Here is a 21,331-nt window from a genome sequence, read left to right on the forward strand (position 1 = left end):
TTTATTTACTGATTTACTATGTATCAAAAATTGATCAACGAATTTTTGATGTCGCTTGTGAAAACCGATGCAGCGGTTAATCGGCGGCTTTTGGCCAAGATGCTGACGCTGATCGAAAATGAAGTGCCTGACACAAAAACGTTGCTTGACGGTATTGTCGGAAAGGTCGGTCATGCGTATCGCATCGGTTTAACCGGTCCTCCCGGCGCGGGTAAAAGCACGTTGGTCAATGCTATGGCCAAATCGCTGGTTTCTCAAAACAAAAAAATCGGTATCATTGCCGTGGATCCGTCGAGCCCTTTTACGGGAGGTGCGATACTTGGTGACCGCTATAGAATGTCGGAGATCGGCGTTCATCCGGATATTTTTATTCGCAGCATGGCTACGCGTGGCAGTACGGGAGGATTAGTTCGTACGTCTTCGCATGTAGCCGATGTGATGGACGCCGCGGGAATGGATTACATTATTTTTGAAACAGTCGGGGTTGGACAATCTGAAATTGATATCGTCGAGCATGCAGACACAACGGTTGTAGTGTTAGTACCTGAATCCGGTGATGGCGTTCAGGCAATGAAGGCGGGATTAATGGAGATTGCTGATGTGTTTGTAATCAATAAATCCGACCGCGCTCAGGCTGATTTGATTAAACGTGAATTAGAGGCGGCGATCGAACTTCGACCGCACGATGACGACACGTGGCTTCCTAAGGTTATCAAAACGATTGCGACAACTCAAGAAGGGATCGATGGGGTTGTCGATCAAATCGAATTACATCTACGCTATCTTGGGGATGCCGGGCGGTTAGAGAAACGAAGAAAAGAGCGGATCAGGAAGGAATTAATTCGCTTAGTGGATGAACGAGTCAAAGATGAATGGCATCGTAGAAATTTTGCTTCAGCGATTACCGATCACGTCGATAAAATTTATAAACAAACGGAATCGGCTGTCACTGCCGCAGACGCCATATTCAAAATTCTCTTACAATCGTAACGGTTTAGATTTCTACTTTCTCTTTCCAGTCTGGAATGGTTACCGATGTAAATCCTTCTTCACGTAAATTTTCTGCAAAAGGGCCGCATTGAGGCATTTCGCCATGTACTAAGAACACTTTTGTTTTCCGCCCGATGTTTTTGATGAAGCGTAACAAATCATTTTTGTCGGCATGACCGCTGAACGAATTGATTTTTACGACCTGAGCTTTTAATTGATATTCCTCGCCAAAAATCTTTACCCGTTCTTCTTTATCGACCAATTTTCTTCCTAACGTATGTTCGGCCATATACCCGACAATCAAGATTGTCGTATTCGGGTTCTCAACATTATTGGCGAGATGATGAAGAATGCGTCCTGCTTCACACATTCCGGAGGCGGAAATAATAATACAAGGTTCACGCAGGTCATTTAATTTTTTGGAGTCTTCAACTTTTGAGATGTAACGCAGTCCTTCAAATACAAAAGGATTATCGCCTTGTTCGAGCAATTGCCGGGCTTCTTCATCATAATAAGCCGGATGCATTTTAAAGACTTCCGTTACATTGACGGCGAGCGGGCTATCGACGAATACAGGAATGGCCGGTACTAACTTGCGCTCGTAAAGTTTATTTAAATGATAAATGATCTCTTGTGTCCGTTCAACGCTAAAGGCGGGGATAATGATTTTTCCGCTTTTCTTGAAGGCGTCATGAATAACGTCGACCAATCGCCCTTCAATTTCTTTGGCGGGATCATGCAATTTATTGCCATAGGTGCTTTCAGAAATCAATAGGTCAAGATTACTCAGTTGATCAGGATCGGCGATGATCGGAAGGTTCTGCCGGCCAAGATCCCCGGTAAACCCAAATCGGATCGTGTGTCCGTTTTCTTTGATTTCCAATCGAAGCATCGCAGAGCCGAACATGTGTCCTGCATTCAAAAACGTTGCTTTTATTCCCGGCAAAGGCTCGAAGGATCGGTTGTAACCAAGTCCTACAAATTGAGCCATACATGCTTGTGCATCACGGATATCGTACAGGGGTTCGCGTAAAGGTTGTTTTTTCCGCGCCAATTTTTTATTGACGAATTCAACGTCACGCTGCTGAATGTAGGCGGAATCCTGAAGCATTACGCCGCACAGATCAACCGTCGGTGCCGTGCAAAAAATATTTCCTTTGAAGCCTTGTTTGACCAGATTCGGGATGTTGCCGCTGTGATCAATGTGCGCGTGCGACAAAATCATTGCATCTACGGATGCAGGCTCGAACGGAAATTGGCGATTGCGTTCAAACGCTTCATCACGGCGGCCCTGAAATAAGCCGCAATCCAGCAATAAACGTTTCCCATTGATCGTCAGAAGATGTTGCGAACCGGTCACGCTTTTATTGGCGCCACAAAATTGAATTTGCATAAAAATATTAAGTTTTAATTTTTAAGAAATTTTTTTTGAATATAAGAAAGATAACTTGTCGAATCGCTGCACTGTTAAAAAAAACATGTCACACTTATAATTCAGTGTGACATGTTTTTCAAGAACATTTTTTTGGCGAGTGTTATTTGGGACTAACCAAAATCTTTAATTTATCGCCGACACGGACGGTATTGGACGCGAGCTTATTCCATTGTTTGATGCTGCTAACTTCCACACCAAAAAGCTTGGCAATGCTGATCAGCGTATCGCCGTCCTGCACAACATAAATTTTAGTACCAGGTTCTTCGACGATGGTTTCTTTGGCTTTTTTCTTCGTCGCATTGCGGTAACCTTCGTCGGGAACATAAGGATCGACCCATAACGTCAAAACTTGTCCGGGATAAATCGGGTCGCCGTAATACAATCCGTTCCAGTCGCGAATATTCTGAGCGAGAATATTGTACCATTCGGCAATCTCACCGAGCGTATGACCGGATTTAACCGTAAAGACAATTTTCTTTTTTCCCTGTTTATCGTCTTTTTTCTTGGTGTTGCCTGCAGACGTATTCGTATTGTTGGATTTTACGTTGGTTTGATTTGATTTATTATTGGTATAGGTATTAGTTTTTTCCTGTTTCGTATTATTACCGTTATTGGCGACATATCCTGCAGGAGCAACCGGAATCAACAGATATTGACCGGTAGTAAGATTGGCTGAGTTTTTAAGTTGATTGGCCTGCATGATCGCCTTGATATCCGTACCGTATTTGTTCGCTATACCGGATAACGTTTCGCCGTATTTGACCTGATATCGTACCCACGAACGTTTCTTGTCAGCCGGAACTTTTGCGTAATTTTCTAGGAATGTTGACCGTGTTCCATAAGGCAATTTCAACATATAATTCGGAACGGTCGGCGGCGTACACCAGCGAAGGAGTGCTGGATTGAGTTCGCGTACGCTATCGATCGTCGTCTTCGCACATTCGGCTATTATTTGAAGATCGAGGCATTCCGAAACGGTGACCGTGTCCATCATGATCGGTGTGTCTTTGGTCAACTGAATGCCGTATTGTCCCTGATTTTTGGCCAATGTTGTAGCGGCCAAGATGTATGGGATATAATTTTTTGTTTCTTTGGGTAATTTGGTCATTTCCCAATAATCGCGCGTGTTGTTTTTCCGAATGGCACGTTTGACGCCGCCGTAGTTGTAGGCCGCCATTGCCAAATACCAATCACCGTATTCATAAAACAGATCTTTTAAATGTCTCGCCGCCGCTTTCGTCGATGCATAAATGTCCTTCCGTTCATCTACCCACCAATCGATATTCAAACCGTAGTAGCGGCCTGTCGGAACCATGAATTGCCATGGTCCTACAGCGCGGGCACGTGATTTGGCCGTCGTGCTGAATCCGCTTTCAATCATCGCGAGATAAATCAAATCATCGGACAATCCTTCCGATTTCAATGCGTCATAAATCAGCGTTTCATACCGGCCGAGTTTGAAATATAAATGCTGCAACGTGTTAATGCCCGGACCTTTGAGGTAATCGACATATTTTTGGACCCGCTCATTGGAGACCATCGGAATGTAATCAAGGGCATGGCCTTTGGCGATCGGTGCATTAATCTTGCCGTAGGAATTTAATCCCGACAATCCAACGTCAAAATAGCTGAGTTTATTTAAGATTTGCTGATTAAAAATTTTTTCGTCGTACTGGTTGGTCGCTTCGAGAACATTTTTATAATTTTCCAGAATGCCGACCGCCAGCCAATTGGCATAATCCGTGACAGAATCGGAAGTAAAGCTAACGTCTTCCATTTCGTTACGGGATTCATCGATTTTTATCGGCAATTCCGTCCCGCCGTTCATTTCGGTTTCGTCGAAACTTTCTTTAGCGGCAAGAATTTCGCCGAGCGCATACAAAGCGTCGACCGCTTTTTCGTAATCGTCTTTGGCGCCTTCGCCGTTTTGTTCAACGTACCATTTTTTGAGCGCGTCGGCATAAGTTTCTTTAACTTTTTCGAGAGCGGTCGTTTGTTCAAGCTGTGGCGCGCGATTAACGCCGGCGTCCGAATCCGATAATTGCAAAAATTGTACGCCTGCGGACTGCGTATCGGCTTTGGTTGTATCTTTAAAACTCGCAATAGAGGTCTGGTCTCCAGTGACAGTATTGGATGTCAAAACAACCGTTTGCTGCGAAGCCGTGCAGCCGCCTATCCACCACAAAATACCAACAACCATCACTTGTTTTTGCAAACCTGTCATGCTCAAACTCCCAAATAGTGTAAGAATAGGATTATCTTGAACCGCGCGCAATATACCATTTTCGACGTTTAGTGTCAATGGATATTCCCGACAAAACCGCTATGGACGCGAAGTTAGAGAGTTGCAATGACCGGTCGTGAAATATCGTTAGCGAGATGACAGCATATTTTTTAAATTGTGCCGGATTTACAGGAGATTTTTATGTACGGAAATTTATTACAACCGGAAATCAAACATCTGATTGATTCCAGAGACTTCAATACGCTGCGCGAAGTTTTCGGTGAATGGCCGCCGCCGGATCTCGGACAATTGATTTCAGAAATTCCCGAATACGATCAGGCTATTGTATTTCGCCTGCTCCCACGCGAATTGGCCGCACGTACGTTCGAATATCTTCAATTGGAGACGCAGAAAACCTTGATGAAAGCGATGGGGCAAAAGGAAGTAGCGACCGTTCTCAACGATATGTCACCGGACGACCGTACGGCATTACTGGAAGAATTACCGGCGGATGTGACGAAACAGTTACTGGAGCTTTTATCGCCTGAGGAAAGAAAAACTGCTGTCACACTTCTGGGGTATCCTGAAAATACGATCGGCCGGCGCATGACGCCGGATTATATTGCGGTGAGGGAGGAATGGAAAATAAGCCACGTGCTGGAGTATATCCGTGAAAACGGCCGCGACCGTGAAACATTGGAAATGATTTTTGTTACGGACACTCATGGGAAATTAATTGACGATATCAGGATTCGGGAATTTTTACTGGCGCCGCTGGATGTGCAGGTTAAAGAGTTGATGAACTATAATTTCGTTTCACTTAAAGCATTTGACGATCAGGAAGCAGCCGTAAAAGTTTTTAAAGAACATGATCGTATCGCACTTCCGGTCACCGATAACGCCGGGCAATTGATCGGGATCGTTACCGTCGATGACGTTATGGACGTAGCGGAAGAAGAAGCGACGGAAGATATTCATAAACTCGGCGGCGTCGAAGCATTAGAGGAACCTTATCTGAAGGTTTCGTTAGGAAGCATGATCCGCAAACGAGCCAGTTGGTTGGTTGTGCTTTTTTTTGGTGAAATGCTGACCGCATCGGCGATGGGATTCTTTGAAGAAGAAATTGCACGAGCCGTTGTTTTGGCTTTGTTCGTCCCACTCATCATATCGAGCGGAGGTAATTCCGGTTCTCAGGCGGCCTCTCTGGTTATTCGTGCGTTGGCCGTGGGAGACGTGGGGTTGCGTGAATGGTGGAAAGTATTGAAACGAGAAGCCTTTGTCGGGATCATGCTCGGCCTCATTCTCGCGGGAGTTGGATTTTTAAGGATCAGCGTGTGGTCCGTGTTCAGCGATATCTATGGTCCGCATTGGTTCCTAATCGCTGTCACTGTAAGTTGCGCACTGGTTGGCGTTGTGTTGTGGGGAATCCTGATCGGCTCAATGCTGCCGTTTATTCTCAAACGGCTTGGGGCCGATCCCGCTACGTCTTCCGCGCCGTTTGTAGCGACGCTTGTCGATGTCACAGGATTAGTCATTTATTTTAGCGTGGGATATATTCTATTACACGGCACGCTGCTATAGAAGCGTTAAGCTGATTATTTAGCGTACAACTCCGCATTGGTTTTTGTAATGGCCAAATTCGCAGCGCTCACGCTAACCAGTTGCATAAAATGTCGGCCAAAAACATCGTCTGTTTTCCAAAGACCGTCCGTATCGCGTTTGTAGATAATCTTTTCCTCAGCGATCGTCGTAACCACCGCTTCCGAGTCGGAGATGGTCTCAACGGATTGAATTTTGGCGCCGAATTCCTGCGTCAATGAAAAATCACTTCCGAACATTTTGGAACATAGTTTGGCAAATGCCTCTTCAGTTGTGGATGAGGTCTCAATATCTTCGATAGTAAATTTTTGATGATCAAAAGGAATGGATAAGTCGGTGATGGCAGAATACCTGACACCGATAGGGTATTGCTGACGAATAATCTGTACCACTTCACGGGTCTGAGCCAAATATGTTTTGAAATCATTTTGAACATCGGCGGGTAACAAACTATAAATAGCTTCATAGTGATGCTCTGTAAAATATTTGACTAAGAGGTTATGGGCGCCTTCCGGTGTATGGCTGTCATAATTGGTTGAACAGGAAGCGAGCGTCATAAAGACGAACAAGAATTTTTTCATGAATAATCCGGTTGATTTAAAATTGAAGCGGAACGAAAATAAAAATCGCAGGACGCAATTGCAAGGTTTAGTATGTGAAAAGATTTACGTAATAATTTATTGCATGGGATAGAATGATGTGTTATGTTACGCGCGTATATGGACACACACACTGTTGAATCCGTTTTCCATACGACCACCACTGAAAAGACCAATCTTTTTGGTTTGAGCCTGAAAGATCTGGAATCGTTTTTCATCGATTTGGGCGAAAAGAAATTTCGAGGCGGCCAGATATTTCAATGGCTTTATCAGCGGGGCGTTTCGTCTTTCGACGACATGACTGATATTTCAAAAAATCTCAGAGATACTCTGCATCAAATAGCGGCAATCAATCATCTGCGGGCGCTCAAAACTCAAGTGTCGGACGAGGATGAATCCATTGCTACGCGCAAAATTTTATTTGAACTGGCTGACGGGCAGAAAATTGAAACAGTGTATATTCCCGACGATGAACGCCGGACGGTGTGTTTATCAACCCAAGTCGGATGTGCCGTCGGTTGTCAGTTTTGTGCGACGGGCTGGATGGGATTTCGTCGAAATCTGACCGTCGGCGAGATTGTAGGACAGATTGTTTACATTCGCCAATATCTGGATAACGATATTACCAATATCGTGTTTATGGGAATGGGCGAGCCGTTTCTTAATTATGACAATGTTATCAAGGCTGCAGAGATTTTAGCGAGCGAGCGCGGAATCGGATTGGCCGCGCGGCATATTACGATTTCCACTTCCGGTATTGTTCCGCGTGTATATGATTATGCCCGGGAAGGTCATCCGTACAATTTGGCCATCAGCCTGAATGCGACGATCGATCACGTGCGGGAAGAAGTGATGCCGATTACGAAAAAATATCCGTTGCATGAATTGCTTGAAGCGGCGAAATATTTTAATGCAACTCGCCGTTCGCCCGTTACGCTGGAATATGTGCTGCTGGCCGGCGTCAACGATTCAAATGAAGACGCCGAACGTTTGAAAAAAATGGCGGCGGAACTCGGGCGCTGCAAAGTGAATGTTATTCCATACAATCCGATCGAAGGCCCGAATCTGCAGCGACCGTCACAGGAACGCATCGATTATTTTATGAAATTGGTTTCTTCCATTCAAAGTCCGTTGACGTTGCGGCGATCACGCGGACGCGATATTTCCGCCGCCTGCGGCCAACTGGCCGTCGATTCTTCTTCCTCGGGTTAAAACGGTTTATTGCCAATTGCACGGCTCCGAAATGAATACGGAGCCAAGGACGTTTTTTTATGCTCCGGAGACTTCGGAGTGTAGAGAAGTCTCTTTCTTTGTTGAATTGATTGACGTAACAAAGTTCGTTTTCGAATCGTGTTTTCATATCACACAAGGAGGCATTATGCGATCACGTTCGTATCAAACCCGATCCTACCCTTCTAAACCCGGTTCTCACCGTTCAGACCATGAATGGCTCCGGATGAATTCGGAGATGATTACAAAGCGGTATGCCAACCAATGGATTGCTGTATACAAGCAATCGATCATTGCGCATGGCGATAATCCCGAAATGGTGCGGCAAAATGCGCAGCTTATTGCAGGCCACGACAGCTTTGCGCTGAAACATATCGAAAAAGGGATCGTTATTTTGTAGGAATTTTTTAATCGCATTGACCGTTACGATACTGTTGGAAATAAAGATCCGATTTCATATTTTTAGCCAGTTTAAATATTAACTTCTGAAGGTAACGGCCGTGAAATTACTACAGCTTTTGGTTTATCTGATCTCTGCTTCACTCTCTATTGCTCAACAAACTCCGGTGGTTCAACTTTCGTCGGGTGAATCGTCGTTGCAAAACGGACGTTTCATACTTTCCGTGACGGCGCAAATCGATCCGCAATATCATATTTATGGCGTGGAGGAATTGGACGGACCGATTGCAACGGCACTGACATTTGAATTGCCGGCCGGCCTGGTGTTGGACGGCGCATTGGTCGTACCGCAAGGTAAGAAACATTTCGACCAAGGTTTCGGCATCGACGTCACTTGGCATTCCGGCTCGGTGATTTTTCAACAACCGGTTAAAGTTGTTTCGGCGCCGTCGGCCAACATGATTAAAATTTCATTCCGTTATCAGGCATGTACGGAATCGTATTGTCTGCCGCCCAAAACCCTGAGTTACGTTCATACATTATCCGACCAGATTCTTTCATTCAAGGCTGCAGGCGTACAGGCGAAAACCAATGAAAAAAGTGCGTCGGTAGAAGTTGCCAAGAAAGACACTGCGAAACAGAACGCCGACACGGCTGGCGTATTAAAAGAAAAGACGATCAATCAACGAACGGATTCCTATGAATCGCTCCGCAAAGAATCGTTGGCGTCATTCATCGGGCTGGCGTTTCTGACGGGATTCCTGGCGTTGCTCACGCCGTGTGTATTTCCGATGATCCCGATCACGGTTTCATTCTTTACCAAACATTCGGCGACGACAAGAATTCAATCGTTGAAGAAATCGTTAGTCTATGTTGCTGGAATTATTTTTTCGTTTACGCTGTTTGGTTGGTTCATGTCCATTGTCGTCGGGGCTGCCGGTGCGCAGAATTTTGCCGCGAATGTGTGGATCAATATGATCATCGGTATTTTGTTTGTTGTCTTTGCAACGAGTTTGTTTGGCGTATTTGAAATCCGCCTGCCGTCATTTCTGGTCAACTGGACGCAAAGTAAAAGTGATTCACAAGGTTACGCCGGAACGCTTTTCGCCGGTGTGACGTTTACATTGGTTTCGTTTACATGTACAGTACAGTTTCTTGGTTTGTTGATGGTGGCTTCGGCGAACGGAGAATGGTTTTTACCGATTATCGGCATGCTGGCTTTTGCAACGGCTTTTTCGGCGCCGTTTTTTGTGCTCTCGTTATTTCCGCAATATTTGGCCAATTTACCGAAAAGCGGAAGCTGGCTTCATGCGACAAAGATCGTTATGGCGTTTGTGGAAATCGCTGCCGCGTTTAAATTTTTCAGCAACGTCGATTTGGTGTGGGATTTGACCTTACTTACGCGACCGGTGCTGTTGTCCATCTGGATCGTGATTTTTGGTGTGGCGGGATTTTATCTGCTGGGTAAACTTCAGTTTTCAGAAGACGACCGCGTCGAGAAAATCGGTTTTGGGCGCACAAGCCTTGCGATGATATTTCTGACGGCGACGGTGTATTTTGTTTACGGACTTTTTGGTAATTCATTGCAATCGGATATCGACGCTTATCTGCCACCCGCCGATTATGGCGTTGTCGCCGTGGTTCATTCGCAAAGCAGGACTGCGAAGGAAGAAAATTGGATCGAACATTACGAAACTGCGCTGGAACGTGCCAGTACTTCGGACAAACCGATGTTCATCGATTTCACCGGCAAAACGTGCACGAATTGCCGCCTCATGGAAAAAACAATGTTCGTACGTGAGGATGTGCGTGAACTGTTTGATCAGATGGTATTAGTTCGGCTGTGGACGGATTTTGGAGCAGATCAGGAACGTTACCAGGAACTCCAGCAGAAATTGGTCGGCAGCGTTGCTCTGCCGTTTTATGCTGTCGTCGACAGACACGGTAATGTGTTGGCTAAATTCGGAGGCCTCGAGCGCGACCCGGAAATCTTCAAAGCGTTTTTACGCGACGGATTGAATCAGGCGAAAGCGATGGCCGATGTAAAATAAAAAATTATTTCCTAAAAAAAAGCCTGTCAGAATAATTTCCGACAGGCTTTTTTATTATTGGCATCTTTTAAACGATGAAGGATCGAAGTCACTCGAAACGTATTGAACTTCGTAAGCAGTGAAATCGATCGTTAACGTGTTTCCTTGAATCGAATAGTGAAGCTGAACGGCACTATCCAGATCGTCGATATCGGCCAATAATTCACCGTTCTCAATAGTCAGATTCAGATAATCTTTTTCGTAGCAATCAGTTTCTTTATACCAGATCTGCATACGGTCCCCGTTGAATCGAATATATTCATCCGATAACACGGCTTGATCATTATACTGAGTAACTTTCCATTGGGTGCCGTCCAATGTGTATTTGGGCGAATCGTTCTCGCCGCAGGATAAAATTCCTGTTAAAAAAGAGATCAGCAAAATTGGTATTCCTTGCATTGGGATTCCTTTCGATTAATTGGGCGTTTATAATAATACACCCAACCGAAAGGAAACCCTGATCTATTCGGTGTATTGAATCACATCGCCTTCAATCGTATAAGTTCTTAGTCCAATAAGCACCGAAATATACCCGCCATAGGGGGGCGCTACAACAGCACCGATAAAACCAAGACTAAACGGGACAAGCCCGTCTACAAAGGTCATCTGTCCTTTGATTTTCAGATTGGTAACAGCATCACCTTTAGCCGAAATTAATTCATCATTGATAGCTTTGGCTACATCCGGGTTATTAACCGTAGCCAGGTCAAAGATCATAAAGGTGGCTTTAATAGATTTATTAAAGTGCCGTACGATCGTAAATTTCCGGTCGGTGTTCGTCATACTTACGTTCTTCTCGACTCCGTCTGCATTAAGATATACAGTGGCGCATGAATTGATCAGCACTATCATCAGTGTGAAAATGATAGAGTGAAGTTTTTTTGAAATACTGAGTTCCATAGGAGACTCCCTGAGCGTTGGTAGTTGATTTGTTTTCGAAGGGCTAAAACGAAGCCCATTGCAAGAGTCAAATTTTAAAAACTCATTCCGATTTTTATCGGCAAGTATTGAATATTTCTACCTTTGTTAAATCCAAGGCGATATTGTCCCTCGATAAACAGGCTTATTGAATTGACTTGAAATTCAAATCCTATTCCGCCATTGATCCCAAAAGCATTGTCTGAAGCGGCCGTAACTCTTTCAATTCCGGAACTGGAGGCTTGTTCGATATGAAAATAATTCGGTCCGATTAAAAGATAAGGCGCATAATTATCTGCGTGCGATAATTTAAAATTCATGGCCAATGTTGCGATGGTAATCGTGCCGCCGTACAGGGTTCCTGAATGACTGATCGATTTTTTATCGAATGGGAAGTGCTGATAGTCGGCGTAGAGTTGTATTGCTTTGCCTGGTGACAGAATCAGGTCTAAGCCGCTTCCAAGATTGTATCCGATGGTCCAGTGTTTATCGAATTCTTTAGGCTGGTAAGGCATCACAATGCCACTGTTAATATGAAAACGATAGGTTGAATTCTCCTGAGTAAAGGCAGAGTTTATCGCCCATAGAATGAGTAGAGAAACATAAATGTTTTTCATATATCTTTTCCTTTAATGGATCATTAAAATTCAAAATTGATTCCTATGTTGACTTGTCTTGGAGGTCTTAAAAATGCATTTTCTTTGAAACGAGCCTGATATTGTTGAAGCTGACGTTCGTTGAGGCTCTGTCCGGCATTTGTCGACAGAAATCCATTATCCGTTGGTGAACCGGTGGCTGGAAAAACATACACGACATCTTTTTGATTCAACAAATTGGTGATTTCGAAATAAATCATGAGATGACAGCGGTCAATGTTGAATGATTTCGTATATTTGAAATCAAAGCTGCTTTCCGTAGGTGTGCGTGACGAGTTCGTTCGCTCTATGACACGACCCTGCGGTACAACCACCACCTGAATAGGAACAATGGTCGTTGTCGTATAGGGTGTACCGCTCAATTCACGGAACCTGATTGTAAATGATGAATTGGAAATCGGTTTAAATTTTCCTAGACCGAAACCTTCACCATTGCCTAATTTATAATTCAATGCGGCTATTATATTTACAGGACGCTCATGCGGGAAGTGAAACGAGTACGTTGTCTCAGCAATTCCTAACCATGCTGAATTGAAACCGGGTTGGGCGGTGGATGCTTTGGCCCGAATACTGACAATACCTATATTGAAGTCGGTTAGTAAATGTTCCGTCGGTTGAGCCTTCATTCCAATGTCCCATCCAAAAACATGAACCGATGCTGGAAAATTACCCACGCTCAAAAGCGAATTCGGAATGGATAAGATACGTCCTGCAACGATCATGTCTTTTTGGAATTTGTAGTAACGCGATACGTGAAGCTCAAAACGAGGATCCAATTGGAGATCAAATCCCAGTTCCAATTCATCCGTTCGTTGCGGCTTCAATCCGGAATTCCCGACAGGAGCTGAGATATATGGAGCTAATGTTTGTCTTTCCAGAAATCCGGTGCCGACATACATATCTTGTAAATTCGGATTCTGATAAAAACGTCCCCAATGTGCTCTGAATGACCACTCGTCATTCAGTTGATATCCTGCCGCAATACGGGGACTGATGTTGGTTATGGATGAACCTGCTTTAAAATCTTCTTCGCCAAGAGTGCCCGCCTGAGGATATCCGGTTTTGGGATTAATATGGCCGAATTGATCGGGATCGTTTTGCCCGGTGGGGTCAGCGAGGTTTTTCAATTGGCGAGTTCCGGAATTAAATGATTCCCAGCGTAAACCGGCTTCGATCTGAAAGGACCTGTAATTAAACACATCTTGAATGTACAAAGATTTCGTGTTTGGATTTTTGGCGCCGTCGAGTCCTGATTGCCCTGTAGTTTTTAATTGGATTTTACCGCCTGATGAGACAACGTCATAACCATAATAATCATTCGATCCTGTCAGGGGATTGTCCGGATCGTAGAGATTAAACTGGCGGATTGTATAATTCCTCCATTCAATTCCAGTTTTGATCAAATTGTATGGATCGACTTGCCACTGAAAGTCTGAGAATCCCGAAATGGATTGAGATTCTCCTTCTGTGTAGTAATTGTAGCCCCGATTGATATCTAAAAATAAATTATCATTATAAAAAGTAGTGAATCCGGTCGTTCCGGTATTGAGACCGCTGAGCACCGATAAATCTTTTTGTGCCGTACCAAAATATCGGCGATTCGTCGTCGTGTGATGAGTTTGGTAATAATTGCCACCGAATTGTACAATCATTTGCGGTTGGATAAACCATTTGAATGAAAGTCCTGATTGCAGCGTCGTACGCTCAGAATGGGGCACTTGTCCGGGATTGAAAAGATATTCGGTACTGAACCAATTTCTTTCGTTGAACGAATACAATCCTGTCATGTCGACTTGCCAACGATTCCAATCATAAGAAAGATTACCGTAAATAGTATGTTCGTTTTCGGAATTACTTTTTCCGGGTCGTGGGCCATGCTTGAACAAGACGTTTCCATTTCCATCATTTTGAAAAATGGCTGTATCGGGAACGGTCGGATCGGCGTTGCGATTGCCGGATTCAGACAAATTAAATTTCGGATAACCATGATAACCCGGCTCGGCGTCACCGGAAGATGAAAATTCGCCTGCAACAAAGAATCTTAATTGATCCGATCCGAGGGGCCCGCCGGCGGCAAGGCTGAAACTGTTTCGTTTATAACTTTCGCTTCCCATGATCGGGGCCGCCGCGTCGGTATTGGCTTCGGCAAAAAATGTCAGTTTGTCCGTGCCGCGTTTGGGAATCAGGTGAACGATTCCTGAACTGTAATCGCCGTACGCCGCCTGCATTCCGCCGGAAAGTAATGTTACCTGATCGAGAGCGATGGTTGGGATTTTTTGAAAAACCTGCCCTGTAAATGCGTCATTCAGGCGAAGTCCGTTCGCATAGTAGCCCAATTCATTGGCCGTGCCGCCACGCACATGCAGATTTCCGAATTGTTCATACACCGACGCAGATGACGACAAAATAATTTCCTGGTTCGACCGTCGGGGCAAAAATTTGATTTGTTCCGATGTAAGTGTCGACACATTCGACGTTGCGATGTGCTTGGTTTTTCCGGCTTGAAGCGGATTTTCCAATGGCTCGGTGGATAATTCGATATTAAATTCGACTATTTGTTCAGGAATGATGCTAACTGAAAAAAATTGGGCAGGGTACTGATCAGACTCCGCTTTGAGTTGAACGGTTCCGGGTTCCAATCCGATCAGTCGATAACTTCCGTCTGTGCCGGTCGAAGCGCGTTGATGGCCTGCAGAAATGACAACGCCGAAAAGCGGCTCGCCGGAATTTTTATCGGTCACAATGCCGTGAATGCTCCCGGTTACTCTCGCTAGGGCGATCAAAGGAAAAACAAGCAAACAAAAGCCGAGCGTTATGCTTTTGGTGAATGCAGGTGACGACATACGTCCTCCAAGGGTTAAATAGAATATGATTTTTTCGTGTGATCTGTGTGTGACAGAACGAGAATTCTGTCCGATAGACGCGCCAATTCTACATAATATTTTTTCAAAAACAAAGCAAATTATTTTCGACTTGGCCGGCACAGGAAAAACACAAAAAACATGTATTATTATTACACTAATAATGTGTAAGATGATTGTATCTTGAAAACGAAAACCCGCAGGTTATTAGCCTGCGGGTTTTTCATTAAACGACCGGTATTATATTATGCCGCCTCTTTGATGCGTTTGGGCGGGCGGTAATCCGATTTTTTCTTGAGCCCGATCGCCTGCGCCTCATTCGAATCTTCGCCGAACTGAGCGAGGATGTTTTTCTTCACGCGCAGCACAAGATTGTGGAATTGCATTTCTTTCAACGCGGCATTGTCGTAAGCGGTTTTATAAGCGGCTTCGGCCTGCACGCAAGCGGTCTGTGCATCGGCCATCGCTTTCTGCGCTTCCTGCAATTTCAGCAAAGCCAGTTCCGGCACGTTTGGATTGTACGTTAGAATTTTTTCCAATGCGGCTACGACATTTTTATCCGATTGGATGAGGATGACGCGCAAGCGGCGCGCTTTGGGGGTGACCATATAGAGACTCCTTTGTTTGATTTACTTCATACGTCAACGACGCACGTGAATTACTTTGGCTAATTCCGTACCGAAAAATCTAGATATTATATTTTATTGAATTTTGCCAAAAAACAATCGCTGTGCGTCATTACGAAATTTCACACTGTCGCAATGCTCTCACTATCCTTTCGGGTCAATTGAGCGTTCTGTCACATTCTTAGCGCGTACGACCGAACATAGACCAGTTTCTTTGCAACACGCCGCTATTACTCGTAAACATGTCGTGGTTATAAAAAAACACGATGTACGCATAAAGCAACACGGCACGGTTGGAAGCAAGCAGGGTGCGGTTGCTTGAGAACGAAGCTCGGTACTCAAGAACGAGGTTCGGTTACTCAAGAACGAGGGTGTGTTGTGAAGTAACAAAGCATGGTTTCGAAGCAACCGGATGCAGTTCTTGAGCGCCGCGATTTGACCGGCGAAATTGACCGGCGATTTTGTCCCTTGACGAGGGGTGGGGGAAAGTAGTAGATTGAAATGTCTTATCGAGTCCAATCTGATTTCTTCCACATATTGATGCCAAAAAGCGTGAGGGCGCAGATCAAAACAGGCATCGATAGCGAGCAGTTTTGATCGGATCATTCAGAATTGAAGAAGGGCAGAGGTTAAATTTCAATATAGTTGAGTTTCTGTCCCCTTACAAGTCCTGCTCACATCAAAATTCAAGACCGTAGAAAAGTTATTACAATACGTTAAGACTAATCAAAGTATCGTAAATTGCCTCATAATCTTGTGGAGGTTTTATTTTACGGTGAATATTTGGTTCAGAACAACTTCATCAATTACGATTTCGAGACAGTTACAATCAAATCTTGATAAAAAATTCAAATTAACAAGTGACCCTGGCGCCACTACTGTCGGTGTCTATTTCATAGAATCCGTTACCGATGCTCATATAGGATCGCTCATTAATTTAAGTTACAACCTCCTCCATCAAATTCTGGTCGTACTACCGAAGAGTCCTACCGATAACGAAATATTCAAATTGTATGGTGCAGGCGCGTCGGACGTGGTTTTTTGGAACGGTGAAGAGAAAGAATTCAAGAGAATAGAAAACCGCCTGAATCGGTGGCTTCAGGTTGACAAAATAATGAAATCCGATTCAGTACAGAAAACTTGTGTTTGCCGCGCCGTACAATCGTTCATCGTTTTCAGAGAGATAGTCAGGATTGCTTATTTTACAAATTCCTCCGTGCTCTTGGTCGGTGAAAGCGGAACAGGAAAGGAAGCTGCGGCACGGCTCATTCATTTGCTGGATCAACGGCCCGACAAACAAGACTTTCGGGTAGTCGATTGTACCACCATTGTACCGGAATTGTCCGGCAGTGAATTTTTTGGTCATGAGAAAGGGGCATTTACAGGAGCGATCACGAGCCGGGACGGCGCTTTTTCGCTGGCTGATCAAGGAACGCTGTTTCTCGACGAGATTGGCGATCTGCCGTTGCATCTGCAAGCGCAGCTTCTCAGGGTTATTCAAGAACGCGTATACAAGCGTGTGGGAAGTAATACATGGCTGAAGACGGAGTTCAGATTAATTTGTGCCACGCACCGTGATCTGGAAGCCGAAGTTCGCGCCGGACGATTCAGACAAGATTTGTATCATCGGATTGGGCAGTGGACATTGCGAATGCCTTCATTGCATGAACGCCGCGAGGATATTCCATTCCTTATGGAACATTTTATCAACGAAAGTAATGCCTCAGCGCTTCCTTCCGGAATTGAAGATTTAGTCGTTCAAATGATTGGTGGTTTGGAATTTCCCGGCAATATTCGCCAGTTAAAACATCTGACGCAAAGAATGATCGACAATTATGTCGGGCCTGGACCGCTGACTCTCGGCGATCTTCCGGACGACATTCGTGCATCGGTTCGTAGCGCGGCGTCATCGCCCTGGTGTGGAAATGACTTCGTTGAATCGATCCGCCATGCGATCCGCAGCGGCGTTCAACTAAAAGAAATTGGGCGCACAGCCGAAAATATTGCGATCCAGATTGCCATGGAAAATGGCCAAACGAATCGCGCAGCCGACATGCTGGGCGTGACTCCGCGAGCGCTGCAAATGCGTCGTGCGCAAGGGCGCCGGACCCGCGGAGGTCGTCTGAAAGCCGAATAAGTTACGATGCCGATCTGAGCCGTCTTTTGATCAAAATTCCAGGCACCGTTGAATCGATCCTTTCGGACATCAGTTCTGAAGCCAGGTTGACGCCTGTCACGGACGCATAAGCATGAATATATCCCTGGATTTCTTTTCTGAAAAAAGTAACCCATGCCAAAGCATCCGTCCTGTCAGTAGCCGGGTCGAACCACGCGCCGTGGCGGATTGAAAGTAATAAAATTTCTCCAAAGGTTGCCAGCGTGTGAAAATGCGTGATGCTGGTGTCGGTCCATCCCATGATCTTCTTCATAGTATCCATGTTGTCCATCCATTTTTCGGGGTAGGGAACCATGATACGCCCGCCCAAAAATTCTCTCATTTCTTTTTGAGAAAGCAAATATTGCTGAGTGAGCATTTCGATTCTGGCCTGCCAGGGCAGGTCTCCATATTGATTGTGAGCTCCCTCGGCCAGGATGATCTGCACTTCCCGTAAATGGCTCAATAAAGGAAAGGCATCGGGCTGGATCGTATTGTCGTCAATTTCCTTGAAAATATGCGCGCACGCATTCAGAAGGCCATGAAAGGCGCCGAGAAATTTGGACCGGCTGTCTGCAGAAGCTTCGGATGGCGCAGCCCTGCCGATCAATCTTAAACCGTAGTGATGATCGTATTCATACGTTCGGCGGGCCACGCTCAGCCGATCCTTCTCGCCTTCGATATATCCCCACAAAAGCCCGGCCAAAGGGCGAAGGGGATCGATATTAAGATGCCGAAGTCCGTCGTGCGAAGGTGAAATCCGGCGATTTTGAAAGCGAAGACTGATGGCATTGAGCGCCTGTACCAACATTCCTTCTTCCATCCAGTAAGACCATATCAGTTCGATCATTCTCGGACATGTTAACTTATCCATCACCGATTGATCAGTCAAGAGATTTGCATTTTCCGTAACCTGGTGCAAATAAGGCGTTGTGGTTTTGTTATTGAAATAAGCGAACTTTGTTTTACCGATGCACGGGACTTTTCTATCAAGCTGTTCATTAAAGATACAATAAAGTTCCTTGTATTCATTCTTACCGCAAGTAATCTTTACTTTTCCTGCCACATCTGATATGAGATTCATAATGGAAATTTTTTTCGAATTAGTTCTGAGTCGATTCCAAAATGCTTCAGCAGAATTTTCAGATTGCGGAAGTGGTTTTGTAATCGAAACAACCTTCGGCCGTTCAATTACTTCAAAGGTAGCCGACCCGACAACTTTGTTTTTCACAAAAAAGAAGGCCGTATGTTCGCCAAGCGTAGTGGTGGAAGAATCATAGTCACATTCCCCGTCTTGTGTTGCAAGTCTATTACGGCCAATTTTCCATTCTCCCTTCTGACCATGAGTAACGCCATCAGCCAGAAATTTTACTGTTGTTCCTTTTATGATCTGTTTCGGAACATTAAGTGTTATATTTTTTATGATCTGTTCCGGAACCTTAAGTTTTATTTTTCTCATAAATAGTATCTCCTCTTTTAAATTTTATCCTATGGCCCATTTTCTCAACATAAGCGCCAAGACCGCGCTTTCATGGGAGGCCATTATTTGATTGTAAAGCCTTGCCTGCCCGATCGCCGCAAAGGCGGTAGCCGGCTTCATATTGCATGTTGCGAAATGCCCCATGCATCTGTGAAAAATTTCTGTGAGCCTTCCGGGGTCATGCCCGGTTGCAGAAAGCACATTTCCCAGAGAGTTACCGCGCAATGAATACGGCCGGTGATGAAGTACTATGGAAACAAAAGCCGGCATTGTTTGCAGTAATCGGCTTAATAAAGGCGATGCAAATCCGTCGGGCGGATAAGACTTCATCCATAGTTGTTCCAATTGACGCCAACCGTGATGCGGATACAAGGAGTTTCCTATATGCGCGCTTAGAATGACTCTCAGCCAGGGCATGGGATGCGGATCATCCGGAGTTATTCGGAACACAAAAACACGCGGCAGACTCACGACATTCATAAGTCCTGCCGTAGAGACGAGACCTCCTTTGGCCACTGACCACAGATCTGAAATGATCTCCGACAACCACCGGTCCCACAATTGCCATGCCGGGGATTCGGGGCCTCCTTTGGATTGCATGGCCTTTAGAACAGGGCTGATGGATGGAACCAGATTCAGCAATGCTGACGCCTGATGCCCCACTTCATGAAACAGCGATGAGATGATACCGCTGCCAATCATTCTTTCACGCGGTACGCGAATAATCGCTACGGGATTTTGTTTTCCGCCCGGAAGCCGGGTACGAGCCCTTCTGATGGCAGCTCCTATTCCACGATCGAGGTAACAAACGACCGGCGGAGGTTTGAAATATTGTCCGTCGAGATCCAAAGCGCTTGCGGCAAGACGGTCAAGCCCGGCTAACCAAACCCCTGTCGAGGCTTCGCTGCGTTGAGTCAAAACATCAGAAAAGATATCATACGTCGAAAGCATATTGTTAAATTGCAGTCTCAGCCATACGTATTTTTTTTGGATCATAGCATGACTCATGGCGAGTCCTGCCGAGCTTCGTAAAAATCTTAAGAAAGAATTAACTGAAGCCCTCAAAGTACGTTTGGTTCCTTCTACATGGCTTTCGATAGCCTTAAAAGCCTCTTGAGTTGGCAAGGCGGCTGGAACCATTACTTCGTGAACCGAAAACGGTTGAACCTGTTCGAGACGCGACAACATAGACTGAGTTTCCTGGAGCAACAGCCAATGTGGGTTTCGGGACATGCTCAGACTCCCAAAATGATGATCTTACGGCCGCGGCGAATCCATCGGCCGGTTCGATTTCCTGCAGAACCGGCAGCGATTCCCATCAACCCTGGCGCGTGGTGGCGTGCGGCGGCCTTAATGGCCGAAATCGCTGCAGATTTTGAGGGCAATTTTTGTGAAAGGTCGTCGGCTTTTTTAGTGGCAGCGCTTGCGAAACGTACAAACCGGCGTGCAGTTTCAAATTCCTGATCTTCAGCGGTCATGCCCTCCAATTCAAGACCGAACATCTTGCCTGCCATCGGAGCAAGTTTTGCACCGAGAGACGCTCCAACCGGACCGCCGACAAAACCTCCCAATGCAGTACCGGCAATAGGCAGCGCCTTTTTTGCAACTTGTTTCAAAACTCCGGCTAACATTTTTCCGGTTGGGCTTTTCATGAATTTTCCTACTTTCTTGAATAGCTTTCCGAAAAATTGATCCAACTCCGCTTCGTCGGTTATTTCAAGTAATTCCGCGGCCATTTCCATTTCTTCAACTTCAGACAAGGGGTTGTCGGCCTCGCCTGTTTCAAACGTATCCTGTTCGAAATCAGATTCTACATCGAATTCCGATCCTTCAGGACCTTGTTCTAATTCAGCTAAAGTGCGATCGATGTCATGCATGATCTTCTCCTAATGTATGATTGATGGTAATCAATCAAAGGAAAGACAAATTGCATGCCGTATCACAATTTGCATTTCACTATATATAAAACCTGATTTTATCGTAATTGTTTGCACACCAGCTTTTGGTGTGAACGAAAACTTGTTCGTAACAATCGGACGTACAACGAAAGAAATTTCATTATTCCTGAT

At 45.2% G+C, this 21,331-nt stretch carries 17 protein-coding genes; 6 read left to right on the forward strand and 11 right to left on the reverse strand.

Features of this window, described 5'->3' with window-relative positions; all coding sequences use genetic code 11:
- Window positions 1-18: 18 nt before the first annotated feature.
- Window positions 19-990 (forward strand): methylmalonyl Co-A mutase-associated GTPase MeaB, encoded by a 972-nt coding sequence (meaB, locus tag K1X84_09915; protein MBX7151944.1) that lies wholly within the window; start codon window positions 19-21, stop codon window positions 988-990.
- Between the two features lie 4 nt (window positions 991-994).
- Here the strand turns inward: meaB and K1X84_09920 are convergent, their stop codons facing one another.
- Together K1X84_09920 and K1X84_09925 are read right to left on the reverse strand one after the other, a co-directional pair.
- Window positions 995-2,383 (reverse strand): MBL fold metallo-hydrolase, encoded by a 1,389-nt coding sequence (locus tag K1X84_09920; protein MBX7151945.1) that lies wholly within the window; start codon window positions 2,381-2,383, stop codon window positions 995-997.
- A gap of 142 nt (window positions 2,384-2,525) precedes the next feature.
- The gene (locus K1X84_09925; protein ID MBX7151946.1) at window positions 2,526-4,649 is read right to left on the reverse strand and encodes a LysM peptidoglycan-binding domain-containing protein; all 2,124 of its coding nucleotides are present in this window, start codon (window positions 4,647-4,649) and stop codon (window positions 2,526-2,528) included.
- Window positions 4,650-4,850: 201 nt separating this feature from the next.
- Here K1X84_09925 and mgtE point away from each other — a divergent pair, with 201 nt between their 5' ends.
- Window positions 4,851-6,230, forward strand: a complete 1,380-nt coding sequence (mgtE, locus tag K1X84_09930; protein ID MBX7151947.1) for a magnesium transporter — start codon at window positions 4,851-4,853, stop codon at window positions 6,228-6,230.
- 14 nt (window positions 6,231-6,244) lie between these two features.
- On the opposite strand, the gene K1X84_09935 is transcribed toward mgtE, so the two are convergent.
- On the reverse strand, window positions 6,245-6,829 hold the full coding sequence (locus K1X84_09935; GenBank protein MBX7151948.1) for a hypothetical protein: 585 nt from the start codon (window positions 6,827-6,829) through the stop codon (window positions 6,245-6,247).
- 123 nt (window positions 6,830-6,952) lie between these two features.
- Here K1X84_09935 and rlmN point away from each other — a divergent pair, with 123 nt between their 5' ends.
- From rlmN to K1X84_09950, 3 genes are all read left to right on the forward strand, one after another.
- The gene (gene rlmN / locus K1X84_09940) at window positions 6,953-8,059 is read left to right on the forward strand and encodes a 23S rRNA (adenine(2503)-C(2))-methyltransferase RlmN (GenBank protein ID MBX7151949.1); all 1,107 of its coding nucleotides are present in this window, start codon (window positions 6,953-6,955) and stop codon (window positions 8,057-8,059) included.
- Between the two features lie 166 nt (window positions 8,060-8,225).
- Complete coding sequence (locus K1X84_09945) at window positions 8,226-8,477, forward strand: hypothetical protein (protein ID MBX7151950.1); 252 nt, start codon at window positions 8,226-8,228, stop codon at window positions 8,475-8,477.
- A 100-nt stretch (window positions 8,478-8,577) separates the two neighbouring features.
- A complete protein-coding gene (locus K1X84_09950) occupies window positions 8,578-10,527 on the forward strand; it encodes a thioredoxin family protein (protein MBX7151951.1) in 1,950 nt (649 codons plus the stop codon).
- 54 nt (window positions 10,528-10,581) lie between these two features.
- Here K1X84_09950 and K1X84_09955 read toward each other — a convergent pair whose 3' ends face one another.
- The 5 genes from K1X84_09955 to K1X84_09975 all read right to left on the reverse strand — a co-directional run bounded on the left by K1X84_09955 (window position 10,582) and on the right by K1X84_09975 (window position 15,609).
- Complete coding sequence (locus K1X84_09955; GenBank protein MBX7151952.1) at window positions 10,582-10,965, reverse strand: hypothetical protein; 384 nt, start codon at window positions 10,963-10,965, stop codon at window positions 10,582-10,584.
- Between the two features lie 63 nt (window positions 10,966-11,028).
- Window positions 11,029-11,466 (reverse strand): hypothetical protein, encoded by a 438-nt coding sequence (locus K1X84_09960; GenBank protein ID MBX7151953.1) that lies wholly within the window; start codon window positions 11,464-11,466, stop codon window positions 11,029-11,031.
- A 74-nt stretch (window positions 11,467-11,540) separates the two neighbouring features.
- The gene (locus tag K1X84_09965; GenBank protein ID MBX7151954.1) at window positions 11,541-12,101 is read right to left on the reverse strand and encodes a hypothetical protein; all 561 of its coding nucleotides are present in this window, start codon (window positions 12,099-12,101) and stop codon (window positions 11,541-11,543) included.
- Window positions 12,102-12,124: 23 nt separating this feature from the next.
- Complete coding sequence (locus tag K1X84_09970) at window positions 12,125-14,983, reverse strand: TonB-dependent receptor (protein MBX7151955.1); 2,859 nt, start codon at window positions 14,981-14,983, stop codon at window positions 12,125-12,127.
- Between the two features lie 263 nt (window positions 14,984-15,246).
- On the reverse strand, window positions 15,247-15,609 hold the full coding sequence (locus tag K1X84_09975; protein ID MBX7151956.1) for a hypothetical protein: 363 nt from the start codon (window positions 15,607-15,609) through the stop codon (window positions 15,247-15,249).
- Window positions 15,610-16,402: 793 nt separating this feature from the next.
- Between K1X84_09975 and K1X84_09980 the strand changes: the two genes are divergently transcribed.
- Window positions 16,403-17,764, forward strand: a complete 1,362-nt coding sequence (locus K1X84_09980) for a sigma 54-interacting transcriptional regulator (GenBank protein MBX7151957.1) — start codon at window positions 16,403-16,405, stop codon at window positions 17,762-17,764.
- A gap of 1 nt (window position 17,765) precedes the next feature.
- Here the strand turns inward: K1X84_09980 and K1X84_09985 are convergent, their stop codons facing one another.
- Genes K1X84_09985 through K1X84_09995 form a run of 3 tightly spaced genes read right to left on the reverse strand, consistent with a single transcriptional unit; the run spans window position 17,766 to window position 21,139 of the window.
- On the reverse strand, window positions 17,766-19,241 hold the full coding sequence (locus K1X84_09985; protein MBX7151958.1) for a hypothetical protein: 1,476 nt from the start codon (window positions 19,239-19,241) through the stop codon (window positions 17,766-17,768).
- 24 nt (window positions 19,242-19,265) lie between these two features.
- Window positions 19,266-20,495, reverse strand: a complete 1,230-nt coding sequence (locus K1X84_09990) for a hypothetical protein (protein MBX7151959.1) — start codon at window positions 20,493-20,495, stop codon at window positions 19,266-19,268.
- Between the two features lie 2 nt (window positions 20,496-20,497).
- Window positions 20,498-21,139 carry a hypothetical protein gene (locus tag K1X84_09995; GenBank protein MBX7151960.1) on the reverse strand — a complete coding sequence of 214 codons (642 nt, stop codon included), beginning with the start codon at window positions 21,137-21,139 and terminating at the stop codon, window positions 20,498-20,500.
- Between the last annotated feature and the right edge of the window lie 192 nt (window positions 21,140-21,331).

The sequence above is a fragment of the bacterium genome, assembly GCA_019695335.1.
Classification (GTDB): domain Bacteria; phylum CLD3; class CLD3; order SB21; family SB21; genus JABWBZ01.